General features: G+C 52.2%; 22 protein-coding genes. 8 read left to right on the top strand and 14 right to left on the bottom strand.

What is annotated here, in order from left to right:
- Positions 1-308 precede the first annotated feature (308 nt).
- The 5 genes from ispC to rpsB all read right to left on the bottom strand — a co-directional run bounded on the left by ispC (position 309) and on the right by rpsB (position 4,887).
- Positions 309-1,505 (bottom strand): 1-deoxy-D-xylulose-5-phosphate reductoisomerase, encoded by a 1,197-nt coding sequence (gene ispC / locus OGX98_RS23815; protein WP_286596004.1) that lies wholly within the window; start codon positions 1,503-1,505, stop codon positions 309-311.
- A 95-nt stretch (positions 1,506-1,600) separates the two neighbouring features.
- A complete protein-coding gene (gene frr / locus OGX98_RS23810; protein WP_045439981.1) occupies positions 1,601-2,158 on the bottom strand; it encodes a ribosome recycling factor in 558 nt (185 codons plus the stop codon).
- Between the two features lie 143 nt (positions 2,159-2,301).
- Entirely contained in the window at positions 2,302-3,027 is a 726-nt protein-coding gene (gene pyrH, locus OGX98_RS23805; RefSeq protein WP_045439978.1) for a UMP kinase, read from the bottom strand.
- A 146-nt stretch (positions 3,028-3,173) separates the two neighbouring features.
- Positions 3,174-4,025 carry a translation elongation factor Ts gene (gene tsf, locus OGX98_RS23800; protein WP_045439976.1) on the bottom strand — a complete coding sequence of 284 codons (852 nt, stop codon included), beginning with the start codon at positions 4,023-4,025 and terminating at the stop codon, positions 3,174-3,176.
- 136 nt (positions 4,026-4,161) lie between these two features.
- Positions 4,162-4,887, bottom strand: coding sequence for a 30S ribosomal protein S2 (rpsB, locus tag OGX98_RS23795; protein WP_003018553.1), 726 nt, complete (start codon positions 4,885-4,887; stop codon positions 4,162-4,164).
- Positions 4,888-5,210: 323 nt separating this feature from the next.
- Between rpsB and map the strand changes: the two genes are divergently transcribed.
- The 4 genes from map to OGX98_RS23775 all read left to right on the top strand — a co-directional run bounded on the left by map (position 5,211) and on the right by OGX98_RS23775 (position 10,143).
- A complete protein-coding gene (gene map, locus OGX98_RS23790; RefSeq protein ID WP_045439973.1) occupies positions 5,211-6,005 on the top strand; it encodes a type I methionyl aminopeptidase in 795 nt (264 codons plus the stop codon).
- A 113-nt stretch (positions 6,006-6,118) separates the two neighbouring features.
- Positions 6,119-8,791 (top strand): bifunctional uridylyltransferase/uridylyl-removing protein GlnD, encoded by a 2,673-nt coding sequence (gene glnD / locus OGX98_RS23785; protein WP_045439970.1) that lies wholly within the window; start codon positions 6,119-6,121, stop codon positions 8,789-8,791.
- A gap of 31 nt (positions 8,792-8,822) precedes the next feature.
- Positions 8,823-9,647, top strand: a complete 825-nt coding sequence (dapD, locus tag OGX98_RS23780; protein ID WP_198906405.1) for a 2,3,4,5-tetrahydropyridine-2,6-dicarboxylate N-succinyltransferase — start codon at positions 8,823-8,825, stop codon at positions 9,645-9,647.
- A 109-nt stretch (positions 9,648-9,756) separates the two neighbouring features.
- Entirely contained in the window at positions 9,757-10,143 is a 387-nt protein-coding gene (locus OGX98_RS23775; protein ID WP_045439967.1) for a DUF3461 family protein, read from the top strand.
- A gap of 94 nt (positions 10,144-10,237) precedes the next feature.
- On the opposite strand, the gene cdaR is transcribed toward OGX98_RS23775, so the two are convergent.
- From cdaR to dgt, 3 genes are all read right to left on the bottom strand, one after another.
- The gene (gene cdaR, locus OGX98_RS23770) at positions 10,238-11,395 is read right to left on the bottom strand and encodes a DNA-binding transcriptional regulator CdaR (RefSeq protein WP_003018564.1); all 1,158 of its coding nucleotides are present in this window, start codon (positions 11,393-11,395) and stop codon (positions 10,238-10,240) included.
- Positions 11,396-11,544: 149 nt separating this feature from the next.
- On the bottom strand, positions 11,545-12,978 hold the full coding sequence (degP, locus tag OGX98_RS23765; protein WP_045439965.1) for a serine endoprotease DegP: 1,434 nt from the start codon (positions 12,976-12,978) through the stop codon (positions 11,545-11,547).
- A 129-nt stretch (positions 12,979-13,107) separates the two neighbouring features.
- Positions 13,108-14,625: a dGTPase gene (gene dgt, locus OGX98_RS23760; RefSeq protein WP_286596002.1), complete on the bottom strand. Its 1,518-nt coding sequence runs from the start codon at positions 14,623-14,625 to the stop codon at positions 13,108-13,110.
- 83 nt (positions 14,626-14,708) lie between these two features.
- Here dgt and mtnN point away from each other — a divergent pair, with 83 nt between their 5' ends.
- The 3 genes from mtnN to OGX98_RS23745 all read left to right on the top strand — a co-directional run bounded on the left by mtnN (position 14,709) and on the right by OGX98_RS23745 (position 16,960).
- Positions 14,709-15,407 (top strand): 5'-methylthioadenosine/S-adenosylhomocysteine nucleosidase, encoded by a 699-nt coding sequence (gene mtnN, locus OGX98_RS23755; protein WP_045439962.1) that lies wholly within the window; start codon positions 14,709-14,711, stop codon positions 15,405-15,407.
- Positions 15,400-16,218: a vitamin B12 ABC transporter substrate-binding protein BtuF gene (gene btuF / locus OGX98_RS23750; RefSeq protein WP_045439959.1), complete on the top strand. Its 819-nt coding sequence runs from the start codon at positions 15,400-15,402 to the stop codon at positions 16,216-16,218. Before mtnN ends, btuF begins: the two co-directional genes overlap by 8 nt.
- A gap of 118 nt (positions 16,219-16,336) precedes the next feature.
- A complete protein-coding gene (locus OGX98_RS23745; RefSeq protein ID WP_045439956.1) occupies positions 16,337-16,960 on the top strand; it encodes a TRIC cation channel family protein in 624 nt (207 codons plus the stop codon).
- A 100-nt stretch (positions 16,961-17,060) separates the two neighbouring features.
- Here the strand turns inward: OGX98_RS23745 and erpA are convergent, their stop codons facing one another.
- The 3 genes from erpA to clcA are packed head-to-tail and all read right to left on the bottom strand — an operon-like array spanning position 17,061 to position 18,908.
- Entirely contained in the window at positions 17,061-17,405 is a 345-nt protein-coding gene (gene erpA, locus OGX98_RS23740) for an iron-sulfur cluster insertion protein ErpA (RefSeq protein ID WP_008786260.1), read from the bottom strand.
- A complete protein-coding gene (gene yadW / locus OGX98_RS23735; RefSeq protein ID WP_136345333.1) occupies positions 17,398-17,463 on the bottom strand; it encodes a small protein YadW in 66 nt (21 codons plus the stop codon). Before yadW ends, erpA begins: the two co-directional genes overlap by 8 nt.
- Before the next feature lie 23 nt (positions 17,464-17,486).
- A complete protein-coding gene (gene clcA / locus OGX98_RS23730; protein ID WP_045439953.1) occupies positions 17,487-18,908 on the bottom strand; it encodes a H(+)/Cl(-) exchange transporter ClcA in 1,422 nt (473 codons plus the stop codon).
- 168 nt (positions 18,909-19,076) lie between these two features.
- Here clcA and hemL point away from each other — a divergent pair, with 168 nt between their 5' ends.
- A complete protein-coding gene (gene hemL, locus OGX98_RS23725) occupies positions 19,077-20,357 on the top strand; it encodes a glutamate-1-semialdehyde 2,1-aminomutase (protein ID WP_286596001.1) in 1,281 nt (426 codons plus the stop codon).
- A gap of 95 nt (positions 20,358-20,452) precedes the next feature.
- Here hemL and fhuB read toward each other — a convergent pair whose 3' ends face one another.
- The 3 genes from fhuB to fhuC are packed head-to-tail and all read right to left on the bottom strand — an operon-like array spanning position 20,453 to position 24,119.
- Complete coding sequence (gene fhuB / locus OGX98_RS23720; RefSeq protein ID WP_286595999.1) at positions 20,453-22,435, bottom strand: Fe(3+)-hydroxamate ABC transporter permease FhuB; 1,983 nt, start codon at positions 22,433-22,435, stop codon at positions 20,453-20,455.
- Positions 22,432-23,322: a Fe(3+)-hydroxamate ABC transporter substrate-binding protein FhuD gene (gene fhuD / locus OGX98_RS23715; protein WP_200011484.1), complete on the bottom strand. Its 891-nt coding sequence runs from the start codon at positions 23,320-23,322 to the stop codon at positions 22,432-22,434. The genes fhuB and fhuD overlap by 4 nt, the downstream gene beginning before the upstream one ends.
- Positions 23,322-24,119 (bottom strand): Fe3+-hydroxamate ABC transporter ATP-binding protein FhuC, encoded by a 798-nt coding sequence (fhuC, locus tag OGX98_RS23710; protein ID WP_045439935.1) that lies wholly within the window; start codon positions 24,117-24,119, stop codon positions 23,322-23,324. Before fhuC ends, fhuD begins: the two co-directional genes overlap by 1 nt.
- Between the last annotated feature and the right edge of the window lie 40 nt (positions 24,120-24,159).

Raw genomic sequence — 24,159 nt, 5'->3', positions numbered from 1 at the left:
GTTTTTAGTCCCTGAAAGGATTTTAAGGTACTCAGGAATACTGAAGCCTTTTGCTCTTCATCCTTCAGGCTGCCTCTTTGTTAGCTGCGCTCATTCGCCCCAGCCACATACTGATTGTATGCTCCTGGGAACTCATTCACTTGCCGCCTTGATGCAACCTGAATGATTTTGTGTATCCACAAAAAAGCCGTGTCAAACCACGGCTTACCCGACCGAAAAAAAGCAAATACCCACAATCGGGTGGCGCAGACTATATCACTGAAGCCCAACGCTAACAAATAGCACGATCCCCCGTAGCGGGATTATCATCAGCTTGAGAGTCGCGTCACTTGTTTTGTGGCGACTTCCCTGGCGATGGCATCGACCCTCAGCACGTCATCAACGCTCTGCGGTTCCTGCAAATCCATCTTATCCAGTACGGATAAATTTAGATCGGCGATATCAGTAAATCGAATCTGCTGCGCCAGGAATGCGGCAACGGTAATTTCATTCGCGGCGTTCAGCGCGGTTGTCGCGGCCTGCCCTTGCTCAAACGCGTCCATTGCCAATTTCAGGCACGGATAACGCTGGTAATCAGGTGCGGAAAAAGTCAACGCACTGAGTTTGCAAAAGTCGACAGGCTTAGCGCCAGACGTCACACGTTCCGGCCATGCCATCGTATGAGCAATCGGTGTACGCATATCAGGCTCACCCAACTGGGCCAGCACACTACCATCCTGATAACGCACCATCGAGTGAATCACCGACTGCGGATGAATCAGCACTTCCATCTGGCTTGCACTGGCATTAAATAACCAACGCGCTTCAATGTATTCCAGACCTTTATTCATCATGGTGGCGGAATCGACTGAGATTTTTCTTCCCATCGACCAGTTCGGATGACGGCATGCTTGATCGGGCGTCATTGAGACCAGATCCTGCAATGGCGTTTCACGGAAAGGGCCACCAGACCCGGTAAGCAGAACGGACATTACGCCATTTTGCTCAAGGTCAGCGTATCCCAGATTGTGTTGGATAGGTTGAGGTAAACTCTGAAAAATCGCATTATGTTCGCTATCTACCGGCAAAAGCTGCGCTTTGTTGCGTTTCACGTCGTCCATAAACAGACGTCCGCAGGTCACTAAAGACTCTTTATTTGCCAACAGAATACTTTTGCCTGCACGGATTGCCGCCAGCGTCGGTAATAGCCCCGCTGCGCCGACAATCGCCGCCATCACCTGATCGACGTCATCCAGCGCAGCCATATCACAGGCTGCCTGTTGCCCACTCATCACCTCAGTGCGACTTCCTTGCTCCTGAAGTGCGGCTTTCACCAGCACTGCGCTTTTTTCATCGTCCATCACCGCATAGCGGGGAGAAAACTCCAGGCATTGCTCTACCATGCGGGTGACATTTTTACCCGCAACCAACGCAGCAACTCGAAACTTTTCCGGGTTATGGCGTACTACATCCAGCGTACTGCAACCAATAGAGCCGGTTGAGCCCAGAACGGTTAATTGCTTCATCAGACATCCAGAAGAATTGAGACAGGATAAAAAGCAAAACGCCGCCAGTTGATCCTCACAGATCCCCCAAGCGGCGTTTTAAACGTACAGACGAATCAGAACTGCATCAGTTCCGCTTCTTTCTCTGCCAGCGCCGCATCAACTTTCTTGATTGCTGCGTCAGTCAGTTTCTGTACGTCGTCCTGAGAACGGCGATCGTCATCTTCGCTGATCTCTTTATCTTTCAACAGAGCTTTTACTTTATCGTTGGCATCACGGCGTACGTTACGTACAGCAACACGAGCCTGTTCAGCTTCACCACGCACAACTTTCGTCAGATCTTTACGACGCTCTTCGGTCAGCGGAGGCAGCGGAACGCGGATATCGGTACCCGCAGAACTTGGGTTCAGACCGAGGTCGGAAGCCATAATCGCCTTCTCAACAGCCGGCCCCATTGAACGGTCAAACACGTTGATTTTAAGAGTACGGGAATCTTCAACCGTTACGCTTGCCAGCTGACGCAGCGGAGTTGGTGTGCCGTAATATTCTACGACAATACCGTCCAGCAGGCTGGGAGAAGCACGACCCGTGCGAATTTTGCTGATTTGGTTTTTGAACGCTTCTACGCATTTATCCATGCGCACTTCAGCATCTTTTCTGATATCGCTAATCACGTTACGAATCCTTGAAAACTTGTCTCAGACAGACCAGACGGAAGCACTGATGCGCTAAGTATAGTCTTGTTTAAAATATGCCACCGGGTAAGTGACCCGCTTGATTAAAGCGGAATCTTACCCGTATTTGGCCTCGACGGAAATTATTCCGTGATTAAAGTGCCTTCTTTTTCACCCATAACAACACGGCGCAAGGCACCTGGTTTGTTCATGTTGAAGACACGAATCGGTAATTTGTGGTCACGAGCCAGCGTGAACGCAGCCAGATCCATCACTTTCAGTTCTTTATCCAGTACTTCACTGTAGGTCAGTTGTTCGTACATGGTAGCGGTTGGATCCTGAGCCGGATCGGCGGTAAATACGCCATCAACTTTAGTGGCTTTCAGAACCACATCCGCTTCGATTTCAATACCGCGCAGACAAGCTGCAGAGTCAGTAGTGAAGAACGGGTTACCGGTACCCGCGGATAAAATAACAACGCGGTTGTTACGCAGCAGGCTGATAGCCTCTGCCCAGCTGTAGTTGTCGCACACGCCGTTCAGCGGAATAGCAGACATCAGGCGAGCGTTCACATAGGCGCGATGCAGTGCGTCACGCATTGCCAGGCCGTTCATAACTGTTGCCAGCATGCCCATGTGGTCGCCCACAACGCGGTTCATACCCGCTTTTGCCAAACCTGCACCGCGGAACAGGTTACCACCGCCAATCACTACGCCAACCTGAATGCCCAGTTCAACAAGTTCTTTAATCTCTTGCGCCATACGGTCAAGGATGCTTGCGTCAATACCGAAACCTTCAGTCCCCTGCAATGCTTCGCCGCTCAGTTTAAGCAGAATGCGTTTGTAGACGGGTTTTGCGTTGGTAGCCATTTTCTTTCCTGCGAGTGTCACGAATGGGATGATTTAAATCGGGTGACATCATGTGTTTCCTGCCGTTTGTTGCCTACTGGAACTGGCTGATTTTCACATGACGGGTACAAAAAGGAGCCGCCCTGAGGCGGCTCCGGACAGTACAATTAAGACTGTTTAGACATTGCAGCAACTTCTGCTGCGAAGTCAGCTTCAACTTTCTCGATGCCTTCGCCCACTTCAAAGCGGATGAAGCCAGTCACGTCAGCGTTGTGCTCTTTCAGCAACTGGCCAACGTTTTTGCTCGGGTCCATTACGAAAGGCTGACCAGTCAGAGAAACTTCACCGGTGAATTTCTTCATACGGCCTTCAACCATTTTCTCTGCGATTTCTTTCGGCTTACCAGACTGCATCGCGATGTCCAGCTGTACCTGGTATTCTTTCTCTACCACTTCAGCAGACACGTCTTCTGGTTTAACGAATTCTGGTTTGCTTGCAGCAACGTGCATCGCCAGGTGTTTAACCAGCTCTTCATCAGCGCCTTTAGCCGCAACCAGAACACCGATGCGCGCACCGTGTTGGTAGTTGCCCAGAACGTCGCCTTCCAGGATTGCAACGCGACGGATGTTGATGTTTTCACCGATTTTAGCAACCAGCGCAACACGCTCTTCTTCGAACTGTGCTTTCAGGACTTCAACATCAGTCACTTTACCTGCTACAGCCGCGTCCAGAACTTTGTCTGCGAACGCCTGGAAACCACCGTCTTTAGCAACGAAGTCAGTCTGGCAGTTAACTTCCAGAATCACACCGAAGTTGCCTTCGATTTTGGTTTTGATCACGCCGTCAGCAGCAACGTTGCCTGCTTTTTTCGCAGCTTTGATCGCTCCAGATTTACGCATGTTTTCGATTGCCAGCTCGATGTCGCCATTAGCTTCAGTCAGTGCTTTTTTGCAATCCATCATGCCTGCGCCAGTACGCTCACGCAGCTCTTTTACCAGGGATGCGGTAATTTCAGCCATTCTAAAATCCTCGGAAGATTTGATCTGCCCGGCATTAAACCGCACAGATTTAAAAGTGAAAAAGGGGGCCTAATACAGGCCCCCTAACCAAACGTGATACTACCTGGTCTATAAGGGCTCTAACGAGCGTGCCTTATTATTCAGCTTCTACGAAGCTTTCTTCCGCCTGGGAAGCCAGATCCTGAGAACGGCCTTCACGAACGGTTGTAGCTACAGCGCCCAGGTACAGGGTCACAGCACGGATTGCGTCGTCGTTACCCGGGATAACGAAGTCAACACCGTCCGGATCAGAGTTGGTATCAACGATAGCAAATACCGGGATACCCAGGTTGTTTGCTTCTTTGATAGCAATGTGCTCGTGGTCAGCATCGATTACGAACAGAGCGTCCGGCAGACCGCCCATGTCTTTGATACCGCCCAGGCTGTTTTCCAGTTTCTCAAGCTCACGGGTGCGCATCAGCGCTTCTTTCTTGGTCAGCTTTTCGAAAGTACCGTCCTGAGACTGAGTTTCCAGATCTTTCAGACGTTTGATGGACTGACGAACAGTTTTCCAGTTAGTCAGCATACCGCCCAGCCAGCGATGGTTCACGAAGAACTGGTCGCAGCTGTTAGCAGCTTCTTTCACCGCTTCGCTTGCAGCGCGTTTAGTACCAACGAAAAGGATTTTACCTTTACGAGCAGAGATCTTGTTCAGTTCAGCCAGAGCTTCGTTGAACATCGGTACAGTTTTCTCAAGGTTGATGATGTGAACTTTGTTACGCGCACCGAAGATGAACGGCTTCATTTTCGGGTTCCAGTAACGGGTCTGGTGACCGAAGTGAACACCAGCCTTGAGCATGTCGCGCATGGAAACAGTTGCCATGATTAAAACCTCTATATATAAAAGTTGGGGTTAAGCCTCCACGCATCCCATATTACCGACCCCAAAGGGCACCCCGGAATATGTGCCGATACGTGTGTGTTGTTACACAAAGTGAGATTTGTCGCTTCAGTCCATCTTGTGTATCTGAGAATGGAACGGAAGTCCGGCGCGCTTTATACCACAAATACGCCGCAGACACCAATAATTGTTGGCGGTCTGTGCTGTTAATGATTCTCAATTTGGCAGCAAGTACGCCGGACTGTTACCATTGGCAGCACTTACACAATTATTGTCGAAATCATCGACACTGATGGACAGAATTCATGGCTATCTCAATCAAGACCCCTGAAGAAATCGAAAAAATGCGCGTCGCTGGTCGTCTGGCCGCTGAAGTGCTGGAAATGATCGAACCGTTTATCAAACCGGGTGTCAGCACCGGCGAACTGGATCGCATCTGTAATGACTACATAGTGAATGAGCAGCAGGCTATATCCGCCTGCCTGGGTTATCACGGTTATCCGAAGTCTGTGTGCATCTCTATTAACGAAGTGGTATGCCACGGGATCCCGGATGATGCCAAACATCTGAAAGATGGCGATATCGTCAATATCGACGTGACTGTCATTAAAGACGAGTTCCATGGCGACACCTCAAAAATGTTTATTGTCGGCAAACCGACAATTCTCGGCGAGCGTCTGTGCCGCGTTACGCAGGAAAGCCTGTATCTGGCGCTGCGGATGGTAAAACCAGGCATTCGTCTGCGCACGCTGGGCGCTGCGATTCAGAAATACGCGGAAGGAGAAGGCTTCTCTGTGGTTCGCGAATACTGTGGTCACGGTATTGGCCGCGGCTTCCATGAAGAACCTCAGGTTCTGCACTACGATGCTGACGATGGCGGTGTAGTACTTCAGCCGGGCATGACCTTTACCGTGGAACCGATGCTGAATGCGGGGGATTATCGCATTCGTACCATGAAAGACGGCTGGACGGTGAAAACCAAAGACCGTAGCTTGTCTGCACAGTACGAGCATACTATTGTAGTTACCGAAAACGGCTGTGAAATTCTGACGTTACGCAAGGATGACACCATCCCGGCGATCATCAAACACGACGAATAATTTTTTGCCTGATGGCGATGTCCCCGCATCTTATCAGGCCTACAAATTGCTCTACTTCGTAGGCCGGATAAGGCGTTAGCGCCGTCATCCGGCTTTTTAATGGGTGGCGCACAATGAATACTCTTCCTGAACAGCACGCAAATACTGCCCTCCCCACCCTGCCTGGCCAACCGCAAAATCCTGGAACCTGGCCACAGCATGATCTCAACTGTACCGGGATTAAAACGCATATCGATACTTTCCAGCACTGGTTAGGCGAAGCGTTTGACAGCGGTATTTCTGCCGAACAGTTGATTGAAGCCCGCACCGAATTTATTGACCAGTTGCTGCAACGCCTGTGGATTGAAGCTGGCTTCGGCCAGATCGCCGATCTGGCGCTGGTTGCCGTCGGTGGCTATGGACGCGGTGAACTGCATCCGCTTTCCGATATTGACCTGCTGATCCTGAGTCGTAAAAAGCTGCCTGACGCCCAAGCTGAGAAAGTCGGCGAGCTGTTAACGTTACTGTGGGACGTCAGGCTGGAGGTTGGGCACAGCGTGCGCACGCTGGAAGAGTGTCTGCTGGAGGGGTTGTCAGATTTAACCGTCGCCACCAACCTGATTGAAACGCGACTGCTGATCGGCGACGTAGCGCTGTTTCTTGAGCTACAGAAACATATTTTTAGCGAAGGTTTCTGGCCGTCTGATAAATTTTACGCCGCCAAGGTGGAAGAGCAAAATCAGCGCCACCAGCGCTATCACGGTACCAGCTACAATCTGGAGCCGGATATCAAAAGCAGCCCGGGCGGCCTGCGCGATATCCACACCCTGCAATGGGTTGCCCGACGCCATTTTGGCGCAACCTCGCTTGATGAAATGGTCGGGTTCGGTTTTCTGACGCTGGCGGAGCGCGCCGAACTCAACGAATGTCTGCACATCCTTTGGCGCATTCGCTTCGCACTGCATCTGGTGGTCAGTCGTTATGATAACCGTCTGCTGTTCGACCGTCAGTTGAGCGTAGCCCAACGGCTTAACTACAGCGGCGATGGCAACGAGCCGGTCGAACGGATGATGAAAGACTATTTTCGCGTCACGCGTCGGGTGAGTGAACTAAACAACATGCTGCTACAGCTGTTTGACGAGGCTATCCTCGCCTTGCCTGCGGATGAAAAACCACGCCCGATTGATGATGACTTTCAACTTCGCGGTACACTGATTGACCTGCGCAACGATGATCTGTTCATCCGTGAACCAGAGGCGATTCTGCGAATGTTTTACACTATGGTGCGTAACAGCGCGATCACTGGAATTTATTCCACGACGTTGCGTCATCTGCGCCATGCCCGCCGCCATTTAACGCAACCGCTGTGCTACATCCCGGAGGCCCGCTCGCTGTTTCTCAGCATGTTGCGACATCCAGGCGCAGTGAGTCGCGGTCTGCTGCCAATGCACCGCCACAGTGTTTTGTGGGCCTATATGCCGCAATGGTCGCACATCGTCGGCCAAATGCAGTTTGACCTGTTTCATGCCTACACGGTGGATGAACACACCATCCGAGTGATGCTAAAGCTGGAAAGTTTTGCCAAGGAAGAGACTCGTCAGCGCCACCCGTTGTGTGTGGATCTCTGGCCGCGCCTGCGCCAGCCGGAGCTGATTCTGATTGCCGCGCTGTTCCACGATATCGCCAAAGGACGCGGCGGCGACCACTCAATTCTTGGTGCCCAGGACGTTCTAAAATTCGCCGAATTGCACGGACTAAATTCCCGCGAAACACAACTGGTCGCCTGGCTTGTACGCCAGCATCTGCTGATGTCAGTTACCGCTCAGCGTCGTGATATTCAGGATCCTGAGGTGATTAAGCAATTCGCAGAAGAGGTACAAACAGAACATCGTCTGCGCTTCCTGGTCTGCCTGACGGTAGCGGATATTTGCGCCACTAACGAAACCCTATGGAACAGCTGGAAGCAAAGTCTGTTGCGAGAACTGTACTTCGCCACAGAAAAACAGCTACGTCGTGGAATGCAAAACACGCCGGATATGCGCGAGCGCGTACGCCACCACCAACTTCAGGCACTGGCGCTGCTGCGTATGGATAATATTGATGAGGAAGCGCTACACCATATCTGGTCGCGCTGTCGCGCCAACTATTTCGTGCGCCACAGTCCAAACCAGTTGGCCTGGCACGCACGCCATCTGCTACAGCATGATCTGAACGATCCCTTGATTTTACTCAGCCCACAGGCAACACGAGGCGGGACAGAAATTTTCATCTGGAGCCCGGACCGTCCTTACCTGTTTGCTGCGGTCTGTGCAGAACTGGATCGTCGTAATCTTAGCGTCCACGATGCGCAGATTTTCACTACACGTGATGGAATGGCGATGGATACGTTTATCGTGCTGGAACCGGATGGTAGCCCGCTGTCATCAGACAGACACGAAGCGATCCGTTTTGGGCTGGAGCAAGCGATCACTCAGCGTAGCTGGCAGCCGCCGCAGCCACGTCGTCAACCGGCAAAATTACGTCACTTTACCGTCGACACCGAGGTCACTTTTCTGCCGACGCATACTGACCGTAAATCATTCCTGGAGCTTATCGCGCTCGACCAGCCTGGACTGCTGGCGCGGGTCGGACAGATTTTTGCCGATCTGGGAATTTCGCTGCATGGCGCCCGAATTACAACCATTGGCGAGCGAGTAGAAGATTTATTCATAATCGCAACAGCCGACCGGCGTGCCCTTAATAATGAGCTGCAACAGGAAGTGCATCAACGGTTGACAGAGGCCCTCAATCCAAACGATAAAGGGTAATGTTTTTTATTTATATGGAAAGAGTTTAACAATGCAGCAGTTACAGAACGTTATTGAGTCCGCTTTCGAGCGCCGTGCCGACATCACTCCGGCAAATGTGGATACCGTAACCCGTGAAGCGGTTAATCAGGTTATTTCTCTGCTGGATTCCGGTGCACTGCGCGTCGCAGAAAAGATTGAGGGTCAGTGGGTCACTCATCAGTGGCTGAAAAAAGCGGTACTGCTCTCTTTTCGTATTAACGATAACCAGGTTATCGATGGTGCGGAAAGCCGCTACTTCGATAAAGTACCAATGAAATTCGCCAACTATGACGAAGCGCGCTTCCAGAAGGAAGGCTTTCGCGTAGTGCCGCCTGCGGCTGTGCGTCAGGGTGCATTTATCGCCCGTAATACGGTTCTGATGCCGTCATACGTCAATATCGGCGCATACGTTGACGAAGGTACCATGGTTGATACCTGGGCTACCGTAGGTTCGTGTGCCCAGATTGGTAAAAACGTCCACTTGTCTGGCGGTGTTGGCATCGGTGGTGTACTGGAGCCATTACAGGCTAACCCAACCATCATCGAAGATAACTGCTTCATTGGCGCACGCTCTGAAGTCGTAGAAGGCGTAATTGTCGAAGAAGGTTCCGTTATCTCTATGGGCGTTTACATCGGCCAGAGTACGCGTATTTATGACCGCGAAACGGGTGAAGTACATTATGGACGTGTCCCGGCCGGCTCCGTTGTGGTATCAGGCAACCTGCCGTCGAAAGATGGCAAGTACAGCCTTTACTGTGCGGTGATCGTGAAGAAAGTTGATGCTAAGACGCGAGGAAAAGTCGGTATTAACGAGCTGTTACGCACCATCGACTAACGGTATTTTGAAAAAGCGGGCTTGGCCCGCTTTTTTTACATCTGCGAGTGGCATAAACAAGGCTTTTCGTTAATTATTCAATGGTTATAGTGAGCTTAAGGGTACCGCTATGTATGACAATCTGAAAAGTCTGGGCATTACCAATCCTGAAGAGATCGATCGTTACAGCCTGCGGCAAGAAGCCAATAACGATATCCTGAAAATCTATTTCCAGAAGGATAAAGGCGAGTTTTTTGCCAAGAGCGTAAAGTTTAAATATCCCCGTCAGCGTAAAACCGTGGTCGCCGATGGCGTTGGCCAGGGTTACAAAGAAGTGCAGGAGATAAGCCCGAACCTGCGCTACGTGATCGACGAACTGGATCAGATCTGTCTGCGCGATCGTAGTGAAGTCGATCTTAAACGCAAGATCCTTGATGATTTACGTCATCTGGAAAGCGTCGTCACCAACAAGATCAGCGAGATTGAAGCCGATCTGGAAAAACTAACGCGTAAGTAAGCAGTTTATTGCCGGATGGCGGCGTCTTACGCCTTATCCGGCCTACAGGTATATCCTCGTAGGCCTGATAAGCGTAGCGCCATCAGGCAACCAATCAATGCTGCTCATCCAGTTGTAACGCCACATACAGCAACAACCTGTCATCAAAATTTCCCAAATCCAACCCGGTCAGCTCAGAGATACGATTCAGGCGATATTCCAGCGTATTACGATGGATAAACAATGCCTTAGATGTCGCCAGCGGCTGCACGTTATGACGAAACCACGCCGCTAATGTCCGCCGCAGCAAGCCGTTGTTATCCATCGCTTTCAGCCTTACCAGTGGGCGCGCCAGCTCATTAGCCTGCCAGCCGCCGCGCAGGCTGTCCAGCAGCACCGGCAGCATCAAATCCTGGTAGAAATAGCTGCGACTTTCCGGCATACGTTGCTTTCCGACCATCATGGTCGTACGTGCCGTTCGATATGAACGGGCAATACTGCCTGGTCCGGTAAAGTAGTTACCCAGAGAAACGCGAAAGCGCAACTGCCCATTCTCTTTCATCCGGGCAATTAACTGCTCGACGCGCTTACGGTGATCTTCCGCATCCCAGCGACCAAACTGATTAAGCGCAGGCTTCAGCACCACCATCTCGGTAAGAGAAACAATCGCAATCAGGTTATTACGCTCAGGCGTAGTCAGGGCATTTTGTAGCTGCTGCAGTTCTGCCATGGCACTGTCAACGCCAAGCTGCCCACTGTCAACTTCCACCACCGCCACCACGCGCGGCTGGTTCAAATCAATGCCTAAACGTTGTGCCCACTCCATCAGCGCCGGAGTATTTTCTTCGGCCTGAATCAGGTTCATCACCAACTCTTCACGCAGACGACTGTCCTGCGCGAGCAGATGCATCAGACGCGACTGTTCCAGCATCATTTCCGCGGTCATACAAACCAGTTCACCATACTTGCGCAGATGTTCCGGTTCGCCGGTTAAACCAATAACGCCAACAATTTCACCTTCGAGCCGTAGTGGCAGGTTTATCCCCTGGCGCACACCGTGCAGATGCCTGGCGACGGCATCATCGATATCCACCACGCGCCCCTGCGAAAGCACCAACAGTGCGCCTTCGTGCAATTCACCAATACGCTCGCGATCGCCGCTGCCGATAATCCGCCCACGGGCATCCATTACGTTGATATTGGTATCAATGATGCGCATCGTGCGTGCCACGATATCCTGCGCCATTTTGGTATCAAGATGCCAGCCAGCCATAAACCCTCCTGTGAGCAGAGCTCAAGCATAAGGAAGATCATACGCAGCAACATTGTGCAAATGCACAAAGCGAAGAAGAGAAGTATGGAGTTGTGGTAAGTATCACAAAAAAAAACCCCTCCCTGGTAACAGGAAGGGGTTTGAGAGGATTACTGCATCAACAGATAGATTGAGGTGTCACCACGCTGAATATTCAACGCCAGAACAGACGGTTTGCTATCGAGGATTTTGCGCAGTTCCGCGATATTTTTCACCGGTTGCTGATTGGCACCGATAATCACATCCCCTTTCTTCAGGCCAATCTGAGCCGCCGGAGTATTCGGTTTCACATCGCTTACCACGACCCCTTTGTCCTGGCCTTTGTTGCTCATATCCGCACCTTCAATACCTTTGAAGATGGAGCTGGAATCTACCTGAGTCTGGCTACTCTGCTGCAGTTCCAGGTTCACAGTGACCGGTTTACCGTCGCGCAACAGACCAAGGCTGATTTTGCTACCTACAGGCATCGTGCCGACCTGCGCACGCAGCGCGGCAAAACTGCTGATAGGCTTACCGTTCAGCGAGGTAATCACATCCCCGGCTTTGATACCGGCTTTCGCTGCGGATGAATTCGGCATGACCTGACTGACGAATGCGCCACGCTGTGCGTCAACCTTCATGGCTTTGGCCAGCTCAGAGTTCAGTTCAGTGCCCAGAATACCCAACTCACCACGTTTAACCTGGCCAAACTCAACCATCTGCGAGGTCAAGTTTTTCACCATGTTGCTTGGGATAGCAAAACCGATACCGATATTACCGCCGTCAGGCGCGAGGATCGCGGTGTTAATCCCAATCAGCTCACCGTTCAGGTTGACCAGTGCGCCACCGGAGTTACCCCGGTTAATCGCGGCGTCCGTCTGGATAAAGTTCTCGTAGTTTTCCGCATTCAGACCGCTACGCCCCAGCGCAGAAACGATACCCGAAGTTACCGTTTCACCGAGGCCAAACGGGTTACCAATGGCGACAGTGTAATCACCCACGCGCAGCGCATCAGAATCTGCCAGCTTGATCGCTGTCAGGTTCTTCGGATCCTGAATCTGGATTAACGCAATGTCAGAGCGCGGATCTTTGCCGACGATCTTCGCGTCAAATTTACGCCCATCGCTCAGTTGTACTTTAATCACCGTGGCGTTATCGACCACGTGGTTGTTGGTAACGACATAACCTTTAGCGGCATCAATAATAACGCCGGAACCCAGCGCCATAAATTTCTGCTGCTGCCCGCCACCATTACCTGCGCCCGGCGCACCGCCCTGGCAGAATGGTGAGCTCTGGAACGGAGAACCATCCTGGCAGAACGGGGAATTATCACCGAAGAACTGCTGGAAATTACGCGGCATACGCGGCGTATTCACCGTCGTGCTCCCCTCGACGTTAATACTCACCACCGATGGCATCACTTTTTCGAGCATCGGGGCCAGGCTTGGCATCTGCTGGGCCGTCACTGCTGAAGACGCTGTCTCAGCCGCCGTTGCAGACAGGGGGGACAACGCCAAACCTAAACTCAGAGCCAGTGCACTCATTGCTAATGTGGTTTTTTTCATGTGTTTCGTTCTCGATTAACAGATAACGCAAAATTGCTGTATACGTCAGAGTCGTTTTATAGCGCGAAGTTCCAGAGTAAAGTTTCAGGAAAAAGTAAAATTTTATTGTCAGTCTTTACAAATGAGTATTTATTGTTCTACCGCCATCAGTCGTCGGTATTCATCCCAGGCATACAAATCCGTCATCCCGCTGATATAATCCTGGATCAGGCGACAGCGATAATAATATTCAAAAACCGGATACTCTGCAGAAACAGACGATATTTTACTAACAGCCTCAACGTAAGCCAACCGATGGCGCGTAGACAGCTTTTGAAATAATCGCGACTCAATCGGAAAGTGTTTTAATCTTTCATTTTCAACCAGCGCGGTAAAGTCTGATTGCGTCATTTTTAATAACGGCTTATAGATTTCCAGTAGCCCACTGATAACCCGATACCCCTGTAATTCCAGTTGTTCAACATCGGGATGGCTAAACACATGTTTCATCGCCACATTTTTATAAACCCCGAGCAATTGGCTGAAGCTACTGGCGTCTTCCAACAGCGCGTGATTAAAGCTACCCTCAAAAATCTGCGGCAAGTTATCAATAAAACGCTGGGCCGCATACGGTACTAGTTTATTCAGCGTGTTGACTCGCAAATACATAAAGAACTGATCTTCCGTACTGCGACTTAATGTATTTGAGCGCGATTTCTCCCAGGCATTCTCAACAACCTGGGTAAACAGGGAACCTTTTTCGTGCTGTCCCCATGCCTCGTACAGATGGTGATAAAGTTGTTCGACACTGAAGATTCTTTTCTCAACGGCATCTTCCAGGTCGGCCACACAATAAGAGATATCATCGGCCGCCTCCATAATCCAGGTTAATGGAAAGCGACTGTAAGGTGCTAAAGATAATTCTTTACGCAACCTCTCAATATACGGTTCCTCGGAAAGGTAATATCCCGGTTTTTTCATTAAATAGTTATGTGTTGTCGGGGCAGCTCCGCGCCACCATGCCGGACGCGTATATTTTAAAATACCCCCAACCTGCGCCCAGGTAAGATTCATTCGCATCAAGGTATGTACCAACCGAATCCCCTGCGCATTACCTTCAAAGTGGCACAAATCCTGCCGCACTTTACGGCGGATATCATTGAGAGACTCTTCGCCTTCACGCAAACGCAGCGCCGCCACCAGGCAGCGGTCATCGCTTAAGGGCTGGCTTTCCGCATCCGCGGGAAAAAGTCGCTGGCGGAACCAGTCGTTAATCGCCGCTTCACCGAAGTGCCCAAACGGTGGATTACCAATGTCATGCATCAGACAGGACATTTCGACAACACTTTCAAAAGGGCCTGTCAGCTCATCCAGGCCATATTGTTCCAGCAACTTTAGCTCTTTTAGTCGGCTGAGGATCTCTTTTGCGATATAGCGTCCCACCTGCTGAACTTCCATCGAATGCGTCAGACGTGTGCGCACCGCTGCATTACGCTCCAGCGGAAAAACCTGGGTTTTTTGCTGCAGCCGGCGGATTGCCGGGGAGTTGATAATACGTCCGCGATCGCTTTCAAAAATTCGCAGGATCTCATGCTCAGATTTCACGCCCTGCGGCGAACGGTAACGACGATGCCAGTTTATTTTTTTTCGGAAATCGATCTGTGCCATGTCCTCTCCCGCCTGAGAAATGCGCTACCCCTTAAGCGCATGATAGACTATGCCCTCAAATCTGGCTTATCGCGAGTAAATCTATGAAAATCGGCATCATTGGTGCAATGGAAGAAGAAGTTACGCTCCTGCGTGACAAAATCGAAAACCGTCAGACTATCTCCCTCGGCGGTTGTGAAATTTACACCGGCCAACTGAACGGTACTGAGGTTGCGCTACTGAAATCTGGTATCGGTAAAGTGGCTGCGGCACTGGGCGCAACGCTTTTGCTCGAACGCTGCAAGCCGGATGCCATCATTAATACCGGTTCTGCGGGCGGCCTGGCCTCTACGCTGACAGTCGGCGATATCGTAGTTTCTGATGAAGCACGTTATCACGATGCTGACGTTACCGCATTTGGCTATGAATTTGGCCAGTTGCCGGGCTGTCCGGCAGGCTTTAAAGCCGATCCCGCACTGATCACCGCGGCTGAGTCCTGCATCGCAGAACTCAATCTGAACGCCGTTCGTGGGCTGATTGTCAGCGGTGACGCCTTCATTAATGGATCTGTTGGTCTGGCAAAAATTAAACATAATTTCCCGCAGGCAGTTGCTGTAGAAATGGAAGCCACGGCAATTGCGCACGTTTGCCACAACTTTAAAGTCCCGTTCGTGGTGGTTCGTGCCATCTCTGATGTCGCCGATCAGCAGTCCCATCTCAGCTTTGACGAATTCCTGGTTGTTGCCGCGAAACAGTCGAGCCTGATGGTTGAAACGCTGGTACAGAAACTGGCGCATGGCTAAATTAATGCCCAGGGCGCTGGCCGCCCTGCTTTTCACTCTTCCGGTGTGGCTCTGTGCCGCACCGCGTGTAGTTTCACTCTCCCCTGCTAACACCGAACTGGCCTTTGCCGCCGGCATTACCCCGGTCGGCGTCAGCAGCTACTCAAACTACCCGCCCGAGGCCAAAAATATTGAAGAGGTCTCAACCTGGCAAGGCATGAATCTGGAACGCATCGTGGCGCTCAAACCAGATTTAGTTATCGCCTGGCGCGGAGGGAACGCCGAACGGCAGGTGAATCAACTGACCGCCCTGGGAATTAAAGTTATTTGGGTGGATGCGGTAACCATTGAGCAAGTCGCAGACGCGCTGCGCCAACTGGCGGCGTGGAGTCCCAGACCTGAACAGGCAAAACAGGCCGCGAAAACCTTGCTTGATGAGTATGCTTCACTAAAATCACAGTATGCCAACAAACCGAAAAAACGTGTGTTTCTTCAGTTTGGCGCAAATCCGTTGTTTACCAGTGGGAAAGGCTCCATTCAGCACCAGGTTCTTGAGGTCTGTGGCGGAGAAAACATCTTTGCCGGCAGCCGGGTCCCCTGGCCGCAGGTCAGCCGCGAACAGGTTCTGGCAAGAGCGCCTCAGGCTATCGTTACCACCGGAAATTCGGGCGAAAATCTTAAAATCGAACAATACTGGGGAAATCAGCTAAAAATCCCGGTTATTACCCTTAATAGTGACTGGTTCGAACGCGCGAGCCCGCGTATTATCCTCGCCGCAAAACAACTCTGTAATGCGCTTTCACAGATAAATGAGACACAAAATCATTCATGATGCCTCGAGGCAGCAAGTTAATGAATCCCCGGAAGCGTACAAATAATACGTGACAGGGGTAACTAACGCAGCCAACAAAGAGGCAGCCTGAAGGGTGATGTGTATTGGGGATTCGACAATGCTCGTCTATTGGCTCGATATTGTAGGCACTGCGGTATTTGCTATCTCTGGCGTATTACTGGCCGGGAAATTGCGTATGGACCCCTTCGGTGTCCTGGTCCTCGGCGTTGTTACCGCAGTAGGCGGCGGCACGATCCGCGATATGGCACTGGATAACGGGCCGGTATTTTGGGTTAAAGATCCTACCGATCTGGTTGTTGCCATGATCACCAGCATGCTCACGATCTTACTGGTGCGCCAGCCAAGACGATTACCCAAGTGGATCCTTCCGGCACTGGATGCTGTCGGTCTGGCGGTGTTCGTCGGCATTGGCGTTAATAAAGCATTTCTCGCCGGAACCGGACCACTGGTGGCAATTTGTATGGGAGTGATCACCGGCGTAGGCGGCGGGATTATTCGCGACGTGTTAGCACGTGAAGTACCGATGATATTACGTACAGAAATCTACGCAACTGCATGTATTATTGGCGGGATTGTTCACGCCACGGCGTTTTATACTTTTTCAGTACCGCTGGAAAACGCCAGCATGATGGGGATGATCGTCACATTGCTGATTCGGCTTGCCGCTATTCGCTGGCATTTAAAGCTACCGACGTTTGCGTTAGATGATAATGGTCGATAATTTGACGACGCGGGATACACAGGCCGGATAAGACGTTTACGCCGTTATCCGACAAATTGCCCGGCGGCGCGACGCTTACCGGGCAGACAGAATCAGCTCATCAAATGCTGAAGGAAGAGCCACACCCGCAGGTGCTTTTAGCGTTCGGGTTCGTCACAACGAAGCGGGAACCTTCCAGACCTTCGGTATAGTCAACCGCACCACCCACCAGATATTGCAGGCTCATTGGATCAACCACCAGACCAACGCCTTGTTTCTCAATGGTCATATCACCTTCGTTAACTTGATCATCAAAGGTGAAACCATACTGGAAACCGCTGCAACCACCACCGGTGATATACACGCGTAATTTCAGATTCGGGTTATCTTCGTCAGCGATCAGGCTTTTTACTTTATTGGCTGCTGCTTCTGTAAATTGCAGTGGCAGCGCTACGTCATCACTCATATTTTGCTCCAAACGACATTGGCAATTGGATAAATTTCAACCCAATATTTTGGGCCATTATCTAATACCCTGGTATTTCGTTCAAGTATTCTCGCCAGCAGCTGTACTCTGGCTTTTCGCCGCCTGCTCCGCTTCCTGTTTTGCCAGCGTACGTGCAAGAATAGTCGAGTATAGCGGCTTTCCGCCCATAAATTGGGCTAATAGTGTTGCGCCAAGACAGGTAATAATCATTGGCAAAATGAGCTGGTAGTTATCAGTCATTTCCAGAACCAGCACAATGCCCGTTAATGGTGCACGTACTGAAGCCGCCAGCAACGCCCCCATTCCGGCAATAGCAAACGTCCCGGCTTCCAGATGATACTGCGGAAAAGACGCCGCTGCAGCCATGCCAAATGCGGTGCCGAGCAATGTACCCAGCGCCAGCATCGGTGCAAATATCCCACCGGGCGCACCGGAGGAGAAGCACAGCAGCGTGGTGATGACCCTGGCAACAAAAATAAACAGCAGTATACCAACACTGAAATTGCCCGCTGCTGCGATAGGGATCAGGTTAAACCCACCACCTGCCGCTTCAGGTTTTATTAAACCGAGGATCCCACACAGACCGCCGATAGCGCCCCCCATCAGCACCCACTTTTTAATTTCGCCGCCGTGGAAGCGTTGAAACATATCCTGGGTCCGCAACACCATCGTATTGAATAACGGTCCGACACAACCAAAAATAATTCCAAGGACGAGATATAACCACAGCGTATTAACCGGTGCATTGGAGAGCTTCCCGACTTCAATGATCGGGGCCTCGCCGTTAAAAATACGGAACACAATGCTGGACATAATAACGCCGGTAAATACGGCTTTGATCGATACGAGGTTGTAACGGAACTGCGGACGCATCTCTTCAAGAATGAACAGGATACCCGCCAGAGGCGCATTAAAAGCGGCCGACAGACCGGCTGCAGCACCGGTAGCCAGTAGAGTATGGCGCGCTTCAGCGCTACGCATACGGAAAACATCAAGCACCATGCGTCCGATATTGCCGCCAATTTGCACCGTCGGCCCTTCTCGTCCAAGCACCATCCCGGCACCCAGCGTTCCCATACCGCCGATAAACTTCACCGGCAATACACGCCACCAACGCACCGGGCGCAACTCTTCCAGTGCACCTTCGATCTCCGGAATCCCCGAACCACCCGCTTCCGGCGCAAATTTACGCACCAGGAAATAACCGACCATTGCCAGCAGCGCAGAGAGAATAAACGCCAGCGGCCACACCAAAATGGCATGATCGGCGACCTGTGCCAGCGTGCCTATACGCAGGTTCTGTACCCAGGACACAGCTTTCTCAAAAGCAACACCAACAAGTCCAGTCACGGTGCCGACAACAGCCGCCATAAAGAGGATCGCCAGCGGCGTCTTGTCCCGATCAAGTAGTCGACGGATCTGATCCCTGCGCCGTAAACGCACAATTTGCTGTGCTTCAAAAGAGGGAGAGTCTGTTTTCATTAGATGATCATTAATTGGTAATACAAATACGGAATCGGCATTCTACTCGCACATTTCGTGAAAATCCCCTGCAAATCGTATTGTTTCAAATGCGCAAAACTTTCATAACCTTCTCTGAATAACTAGAATAGCGGGCATTCACTTTTTCTACGAACCAGGACCCCATCCATGAGTAAGTCTGAAAACCTCTACAGCGCAGCACGCGAACTTATCCCCGGCGGCGTTAACTCCCCTGTTCGCGCCTTTACCGGCGTGGGTGGTACTCCGCTGTTTATCGAAAAAGCAGACGGCGCGTATCTGTATGACGTCGATGGTAAAGCCTACATTGATTATGTTGGTTCCTGGGGCCCGATGGTGCTGGGCCATAACCACCCGGCTATCCGCAATGCGGTGATTGAGGCTGCAGAACGTGGCCTGAGCTTTGGTGCGCCAACCGAGATGGAAGTGAAAATGGCGGCGCTGGTCACTGAACTCGTGCCAACCATGGACATGGTGCGCATGGTCAACTCCGGTACCGAAGCGACGATGAGCGCCATCCGTCTGGCGCGCGGCTTCACCGGACGCGATAAAATTATCAAATTTGAAGGATGCTATCACGGTCATGCCGACTGCCTGCTGGTAAAAGCCGGCTCCGGCGCACTGACGCTGGGCCAGCCGAACTCTCCGGGCGTTCCGGCAGATTTCGCTAAGCATACTCTGACCTGTACTTATAACGATCTCGCCTCTGTACGTGCAGCATTTGAACAGTATCCGCAAGACATTGCCTGCATTATCGTGGAGCCGGTCGCTGGCAACATGAACTGCATCCCGCCGCTGCCGGAATTCCTGCCTGGTCTGCGCGCGTTGTGCGATGAGTTTGGTGCGCTGTTGATTATCGATGAAGTAATGACCGGTTTCCGTGTCGCGTTGGCTGGCGCGCAGGATTACTACGGCGTCGTTCCGGATCTGACCTGTCTGGGCAAAATCATCGGTGGTGGTATGCCTGTTGGTGCATTCGGCGGTCGTCGCGATGTCATGGACGCGCTGGCACCAACCGGACCGGTTTATCAGGCTGGTACGCTGTCTGGTAATCCAATTGCCATGGCGGCAGGATTTGCCTGTCTGAATGAAGTCGCCCAGCCGGGTATTCATGAAACATTAGATGAACTCACCACCCATCTGGCAGAAGGTCTGCTGGAAGCCGCCCAGGAAGCGAATATTCCTCTGGTGGTTAACCATGTGGGCGGGATGTTCGGGATTTTCTTCACCGAAGCAGAAACCGTGACCTGCTATCAGGACGTAATGGCATGCGATGTCGAGCGCTTTAAGCGTTTCTTCCACATGATGCTGGATGAAGGGGTTTATCTCGCGCCATCAGCCTTTGAAGCTGGCTTTATGTCCGTCGCGCACAGCATGGAAGATATCAATAACACCATCGACGCCGCACGCCGGGTGTTCGGGAAGTTGTAAAAAGCAGCATCAGAGATCGTAAGCCGGGTAAGGCACTCCGCCACCCGGCTTTTTTGTTGCCGGATGGCGACGCAAAGTGCTTATCCAGCTTTGTATTACCGGCTCTGCTTACGTAGCAGCCAGATAAAGTATGGCGCACCAATAAACGTCGAGAGTAATCCCGCCGGGATCTGATACGGAAACAGCACCATTCTGCCGCACCAGTCCGCAAAGACCAACAGTACCCCACCCGCCAGCGCTGACATTACCATATGCGGCATGGTACGCCGAAAACCGAGCATGCGGGCGATATGCGGCGCCATCAGCCCAACAAAGCTCAACGGTCCAATAGTCATGGTTGCCGTTGCGGTCAGTCCCGCGGCCAGCATCAGCAAACCGACACGTGACGGTGTCAACGCAATACCCACCGCCCGAGCCGTATCACCGCCCAGCGGTAAAATCGTCAGCCAGCGACGGCACAACGGCGTAATCGCCAGCAGAATCACCATCACGATCCCCGTACGTATTACCTGTTCAGGGGAAGCGTTATAGGTCGAGCCGGAGATCCAGGTCAGTATGCTCGCCATCCGCGGGTCGCCGCTGGCCTGTAGCATCATCAGCAACATAGTAAATGCAGTGCTAAGCGCCATCCCTGCCAGCAGCATTCGGTGAGGCGAAAAGCCCCCGCGCCCAGCGGCAATCATGATGATCAGCAACGTCACCGCTGCCCCGACACTCCCGGCAGGTAGCAGCCAACCGAAGGCATTTCCGGGCACCAGAAACAACATCAACACGACGCCAAACGCCGCACCGGAGCTGATACCCAATACTTCCGGGCTGGCCATTGGATTACCGGTCAGGCGCTGAATAATACAGCCCGCTACCGCCAGCATAACACCCGCAATCAGTGCCGCCATAATTCGTGGCCAGCGCCAGGGCATCAGCTCATCCAGCATCACACCACTGGCCCAACTCCAGCCATGAGCATCGCGACCAAAAGAAAGCGCCACTACGACGGTCAACAACAATATTGCGCCCCCCACCAGGGCGAACATCAGCACGTTCTGACGTTCCGCAACAACGTGACTACTGGCATTCATATCCGGCGCGCTCATGCTGCGCAAACGCGGCAGCAGCCACAACAGCAGCGGTGCGCCAATCAGTGCGGTTACCGAGCCAGTAGAGACTTCCATCCATACGCGGGTCAGCCACAGAATAATTTGATCGGAAAGCCAGAGGATCAGAGCACCAATCAGCGGGGCCAGCATCAAGCGAGCCAGTAAGCGCCGGGCGCCGAGCATTTTTGCCAGCAGCGGCGCAAACAGACCAATAAAACCAATAATTCCGACTGCGTTAACCAGCAAAGCACTCAGCACAATCGCCAGCGACAATGCGGCCAGACGCGCCAGCGATAGCGCCAGGCCAAGATTACGCGCTACACCGTCATCCAGCCCCATCAGCGTCATAGGACGTAATAACAGCAGGGTTAGCATCACGCCACCCAGCAGTTGCGGCCACAGACGCTGCACCCCGTTCCAGTCAGTTTGCGTTAACGTTCCGCTGCTCCACAAAAACATGCTTTGCAGTTGATCGTGATGGAAGATAACCATCAGTTGGTTAATCGCGCCGCAGTACAGACTTACCACCAGACCTGCAAGGATCAATGTGACGGGCGAAAGACGTTTGCCCCAGGCGACACCAAACACCAGCGCTCCGACGATACATGCTCCTGCCAGCGCCGCAAATTGCGTGGTCAGCGCTCCGGGGAGCGCCCACAGTGTAGTGACCGTTATACCTAACTGTGCTCCGGTTGCCACGCCAAGCGTGGTCGGCTCTGCCAGCGGGTTACGCAATACCTGCTGAAACAAAACGCCAACCAGTCCCAGCCCGGCACCGACCAGTAACGCAATCGCCAGCCTCGGCAGCAAACTGAAATGGAAAACCATCTGTTCAATGATATCGATATCCGGCGACCAGATAGCCTGCAGCCACTGGCTGCGCGGCAGGGCAACAGAGAAGTTAACCCAGGTCAGCCAGCAGGCAGATACAAACAAGACTGTCAGTAAAAGTACCGGGAAAAGCGCAACACGTTTACTCACGCTTTGCCTCCCAGCGCATTATCCAGAATGCGCGCAAAGCGCATCGCCGACAGTGTTGCGCCATAGAACCAGACGGCAGGTACGCGCTGAAAACGTCCGGCGCGGACAAACGGCATTGCCTGCCACAACGGGGTGGACATCAGCGCATTCATCTCTTTATTGTTGCCATGATCAAAGCACAACACATCAACATCTTTATAGACCGCAAGCCGATCGATACCCACAGCAGTGCTACCCCAGAAGTTTGTTTCCCCCTGCCAGGCGTTACGGATCCCGTACTCGTCCAGCACTTCCTGAAACAGACAGTTAGGACCAAACACCAGCATATGGCGAGGATCCAGCAGGGTCATCAGCAGTAAAGGACGCTCTCCGCGCTGAATAAAGCGTGGTTTCAGGCTGTCAATAAAGCGATCATATTGCGCCAGATGACGTTCGGCAGCAGGTTCCAGATTCAGCAACTGCGCCATTTCCTGCAGCGACTGGCGGGCAACCGCCAGCGGCTTTTTGCCATCGCTGAAGTTAAATCCACGGCCAGGCGCAATACGTGCCAGTTTCTCGGGCGCAGGACCATAGCCTGCCGACCAAACCATAAATGAGGGCTTCATTTCAGTCAGCAGTTCAAGATTGGGTTCAGTGCGTAACCCGACGTCAATCACCGAGTCCGGCAGAGCAGGTTCATTGACCCACAGCTTGTAGTTCGGAACATCTGCGACGCCATAGGGTGTAATACCCAGCGCCAGCAGCAGCTCAACCGGTAACCACTCCAGAGCCACAATGCGCTGCGGATCAACCGCCGCCGCACGCGCCTGATTCATCTGCCAGAGCAATGGTGACAACGCCATTGCCGTTAGCAAACGACGGCGGGTTATATGATGTAATGCGATCATTAATAGACAAAACTCACAGGTGCAGCACCAGCCGGATGCGGCAAAATACCCATCGGGATACCGTAGATCTGTTCCAGGGTTTCACTGCGCATCAGTTCAGCAGGCGTCCCCTGAGCGATCATTTCGCCACCTCGTAGCGCCACCAGATAGTCACAGTAGCGGGCAGCCATATTGATATCATGCAGCACGGCGATCACCGTCAATCCACGTTGTTGGCTCAAGCGATGCACCAGCGCCAGCACATCAACCTGATGGGCGATATCCAACGCCGAAGTGGGTTCGTCGAGCAGCAGGCAACGGCTGTCCTGCGCCACCAGCATGGCGATCCACGCACGTTGACGCTCGCCGCCGGACAAACTATCAACCAGACGATGTGCCAGTGGCTTTAACCCTACCAGCGTTATCGCCTCTTCCACTTTTTCTCTGTCAGCTACACCAAAACGTCCCAGCGCACCGTGCCACGGGTAGCGACCAATCGCCACCAGTTCACGCACTGTCATCCCTTCCGCCTGCGGCAACTGCTGCGGTAACCAGGCAACCTTGCGGGCAAATGCTTTACTCTTCCAGCTATCAACGGGCTGTCCATCCAAAAAAATATCGCCTTCAGAAGGCGGCTGATGGCGAGCTAACATCTTTAATAACGTGGATTTACCGGAGCCGTTATGGCCGATAAGACCGGTCACTTTACCCACGGGAAAGGTTAACGAGAGAGGATGCAAAAGCGTGCGGCCAGGTACACGAAAGGAGACATGACTTAGCGCAAAAGTGGTGTCGGGATGGGATCTGTTTTCCTGCATAGCGGCCAACTTGTAAAACGGGCACGCAAAGCGTGCCCAA

Source organism: Citrobacter sp. Cm046 (genome assembly GCF_030333065.1).
GTDB lineage: Bacteria > Pseudomonadota > Gammaproteobacteria > Enterobacterales > Enterobacteriaceae > Citrobacter > Citrobacter murliniae.
The sequence above is the reverse complement of the archived record's forward strand: the minus strand, read 5'-3'. Positions and strand labels throughout refer to the sequence as shown.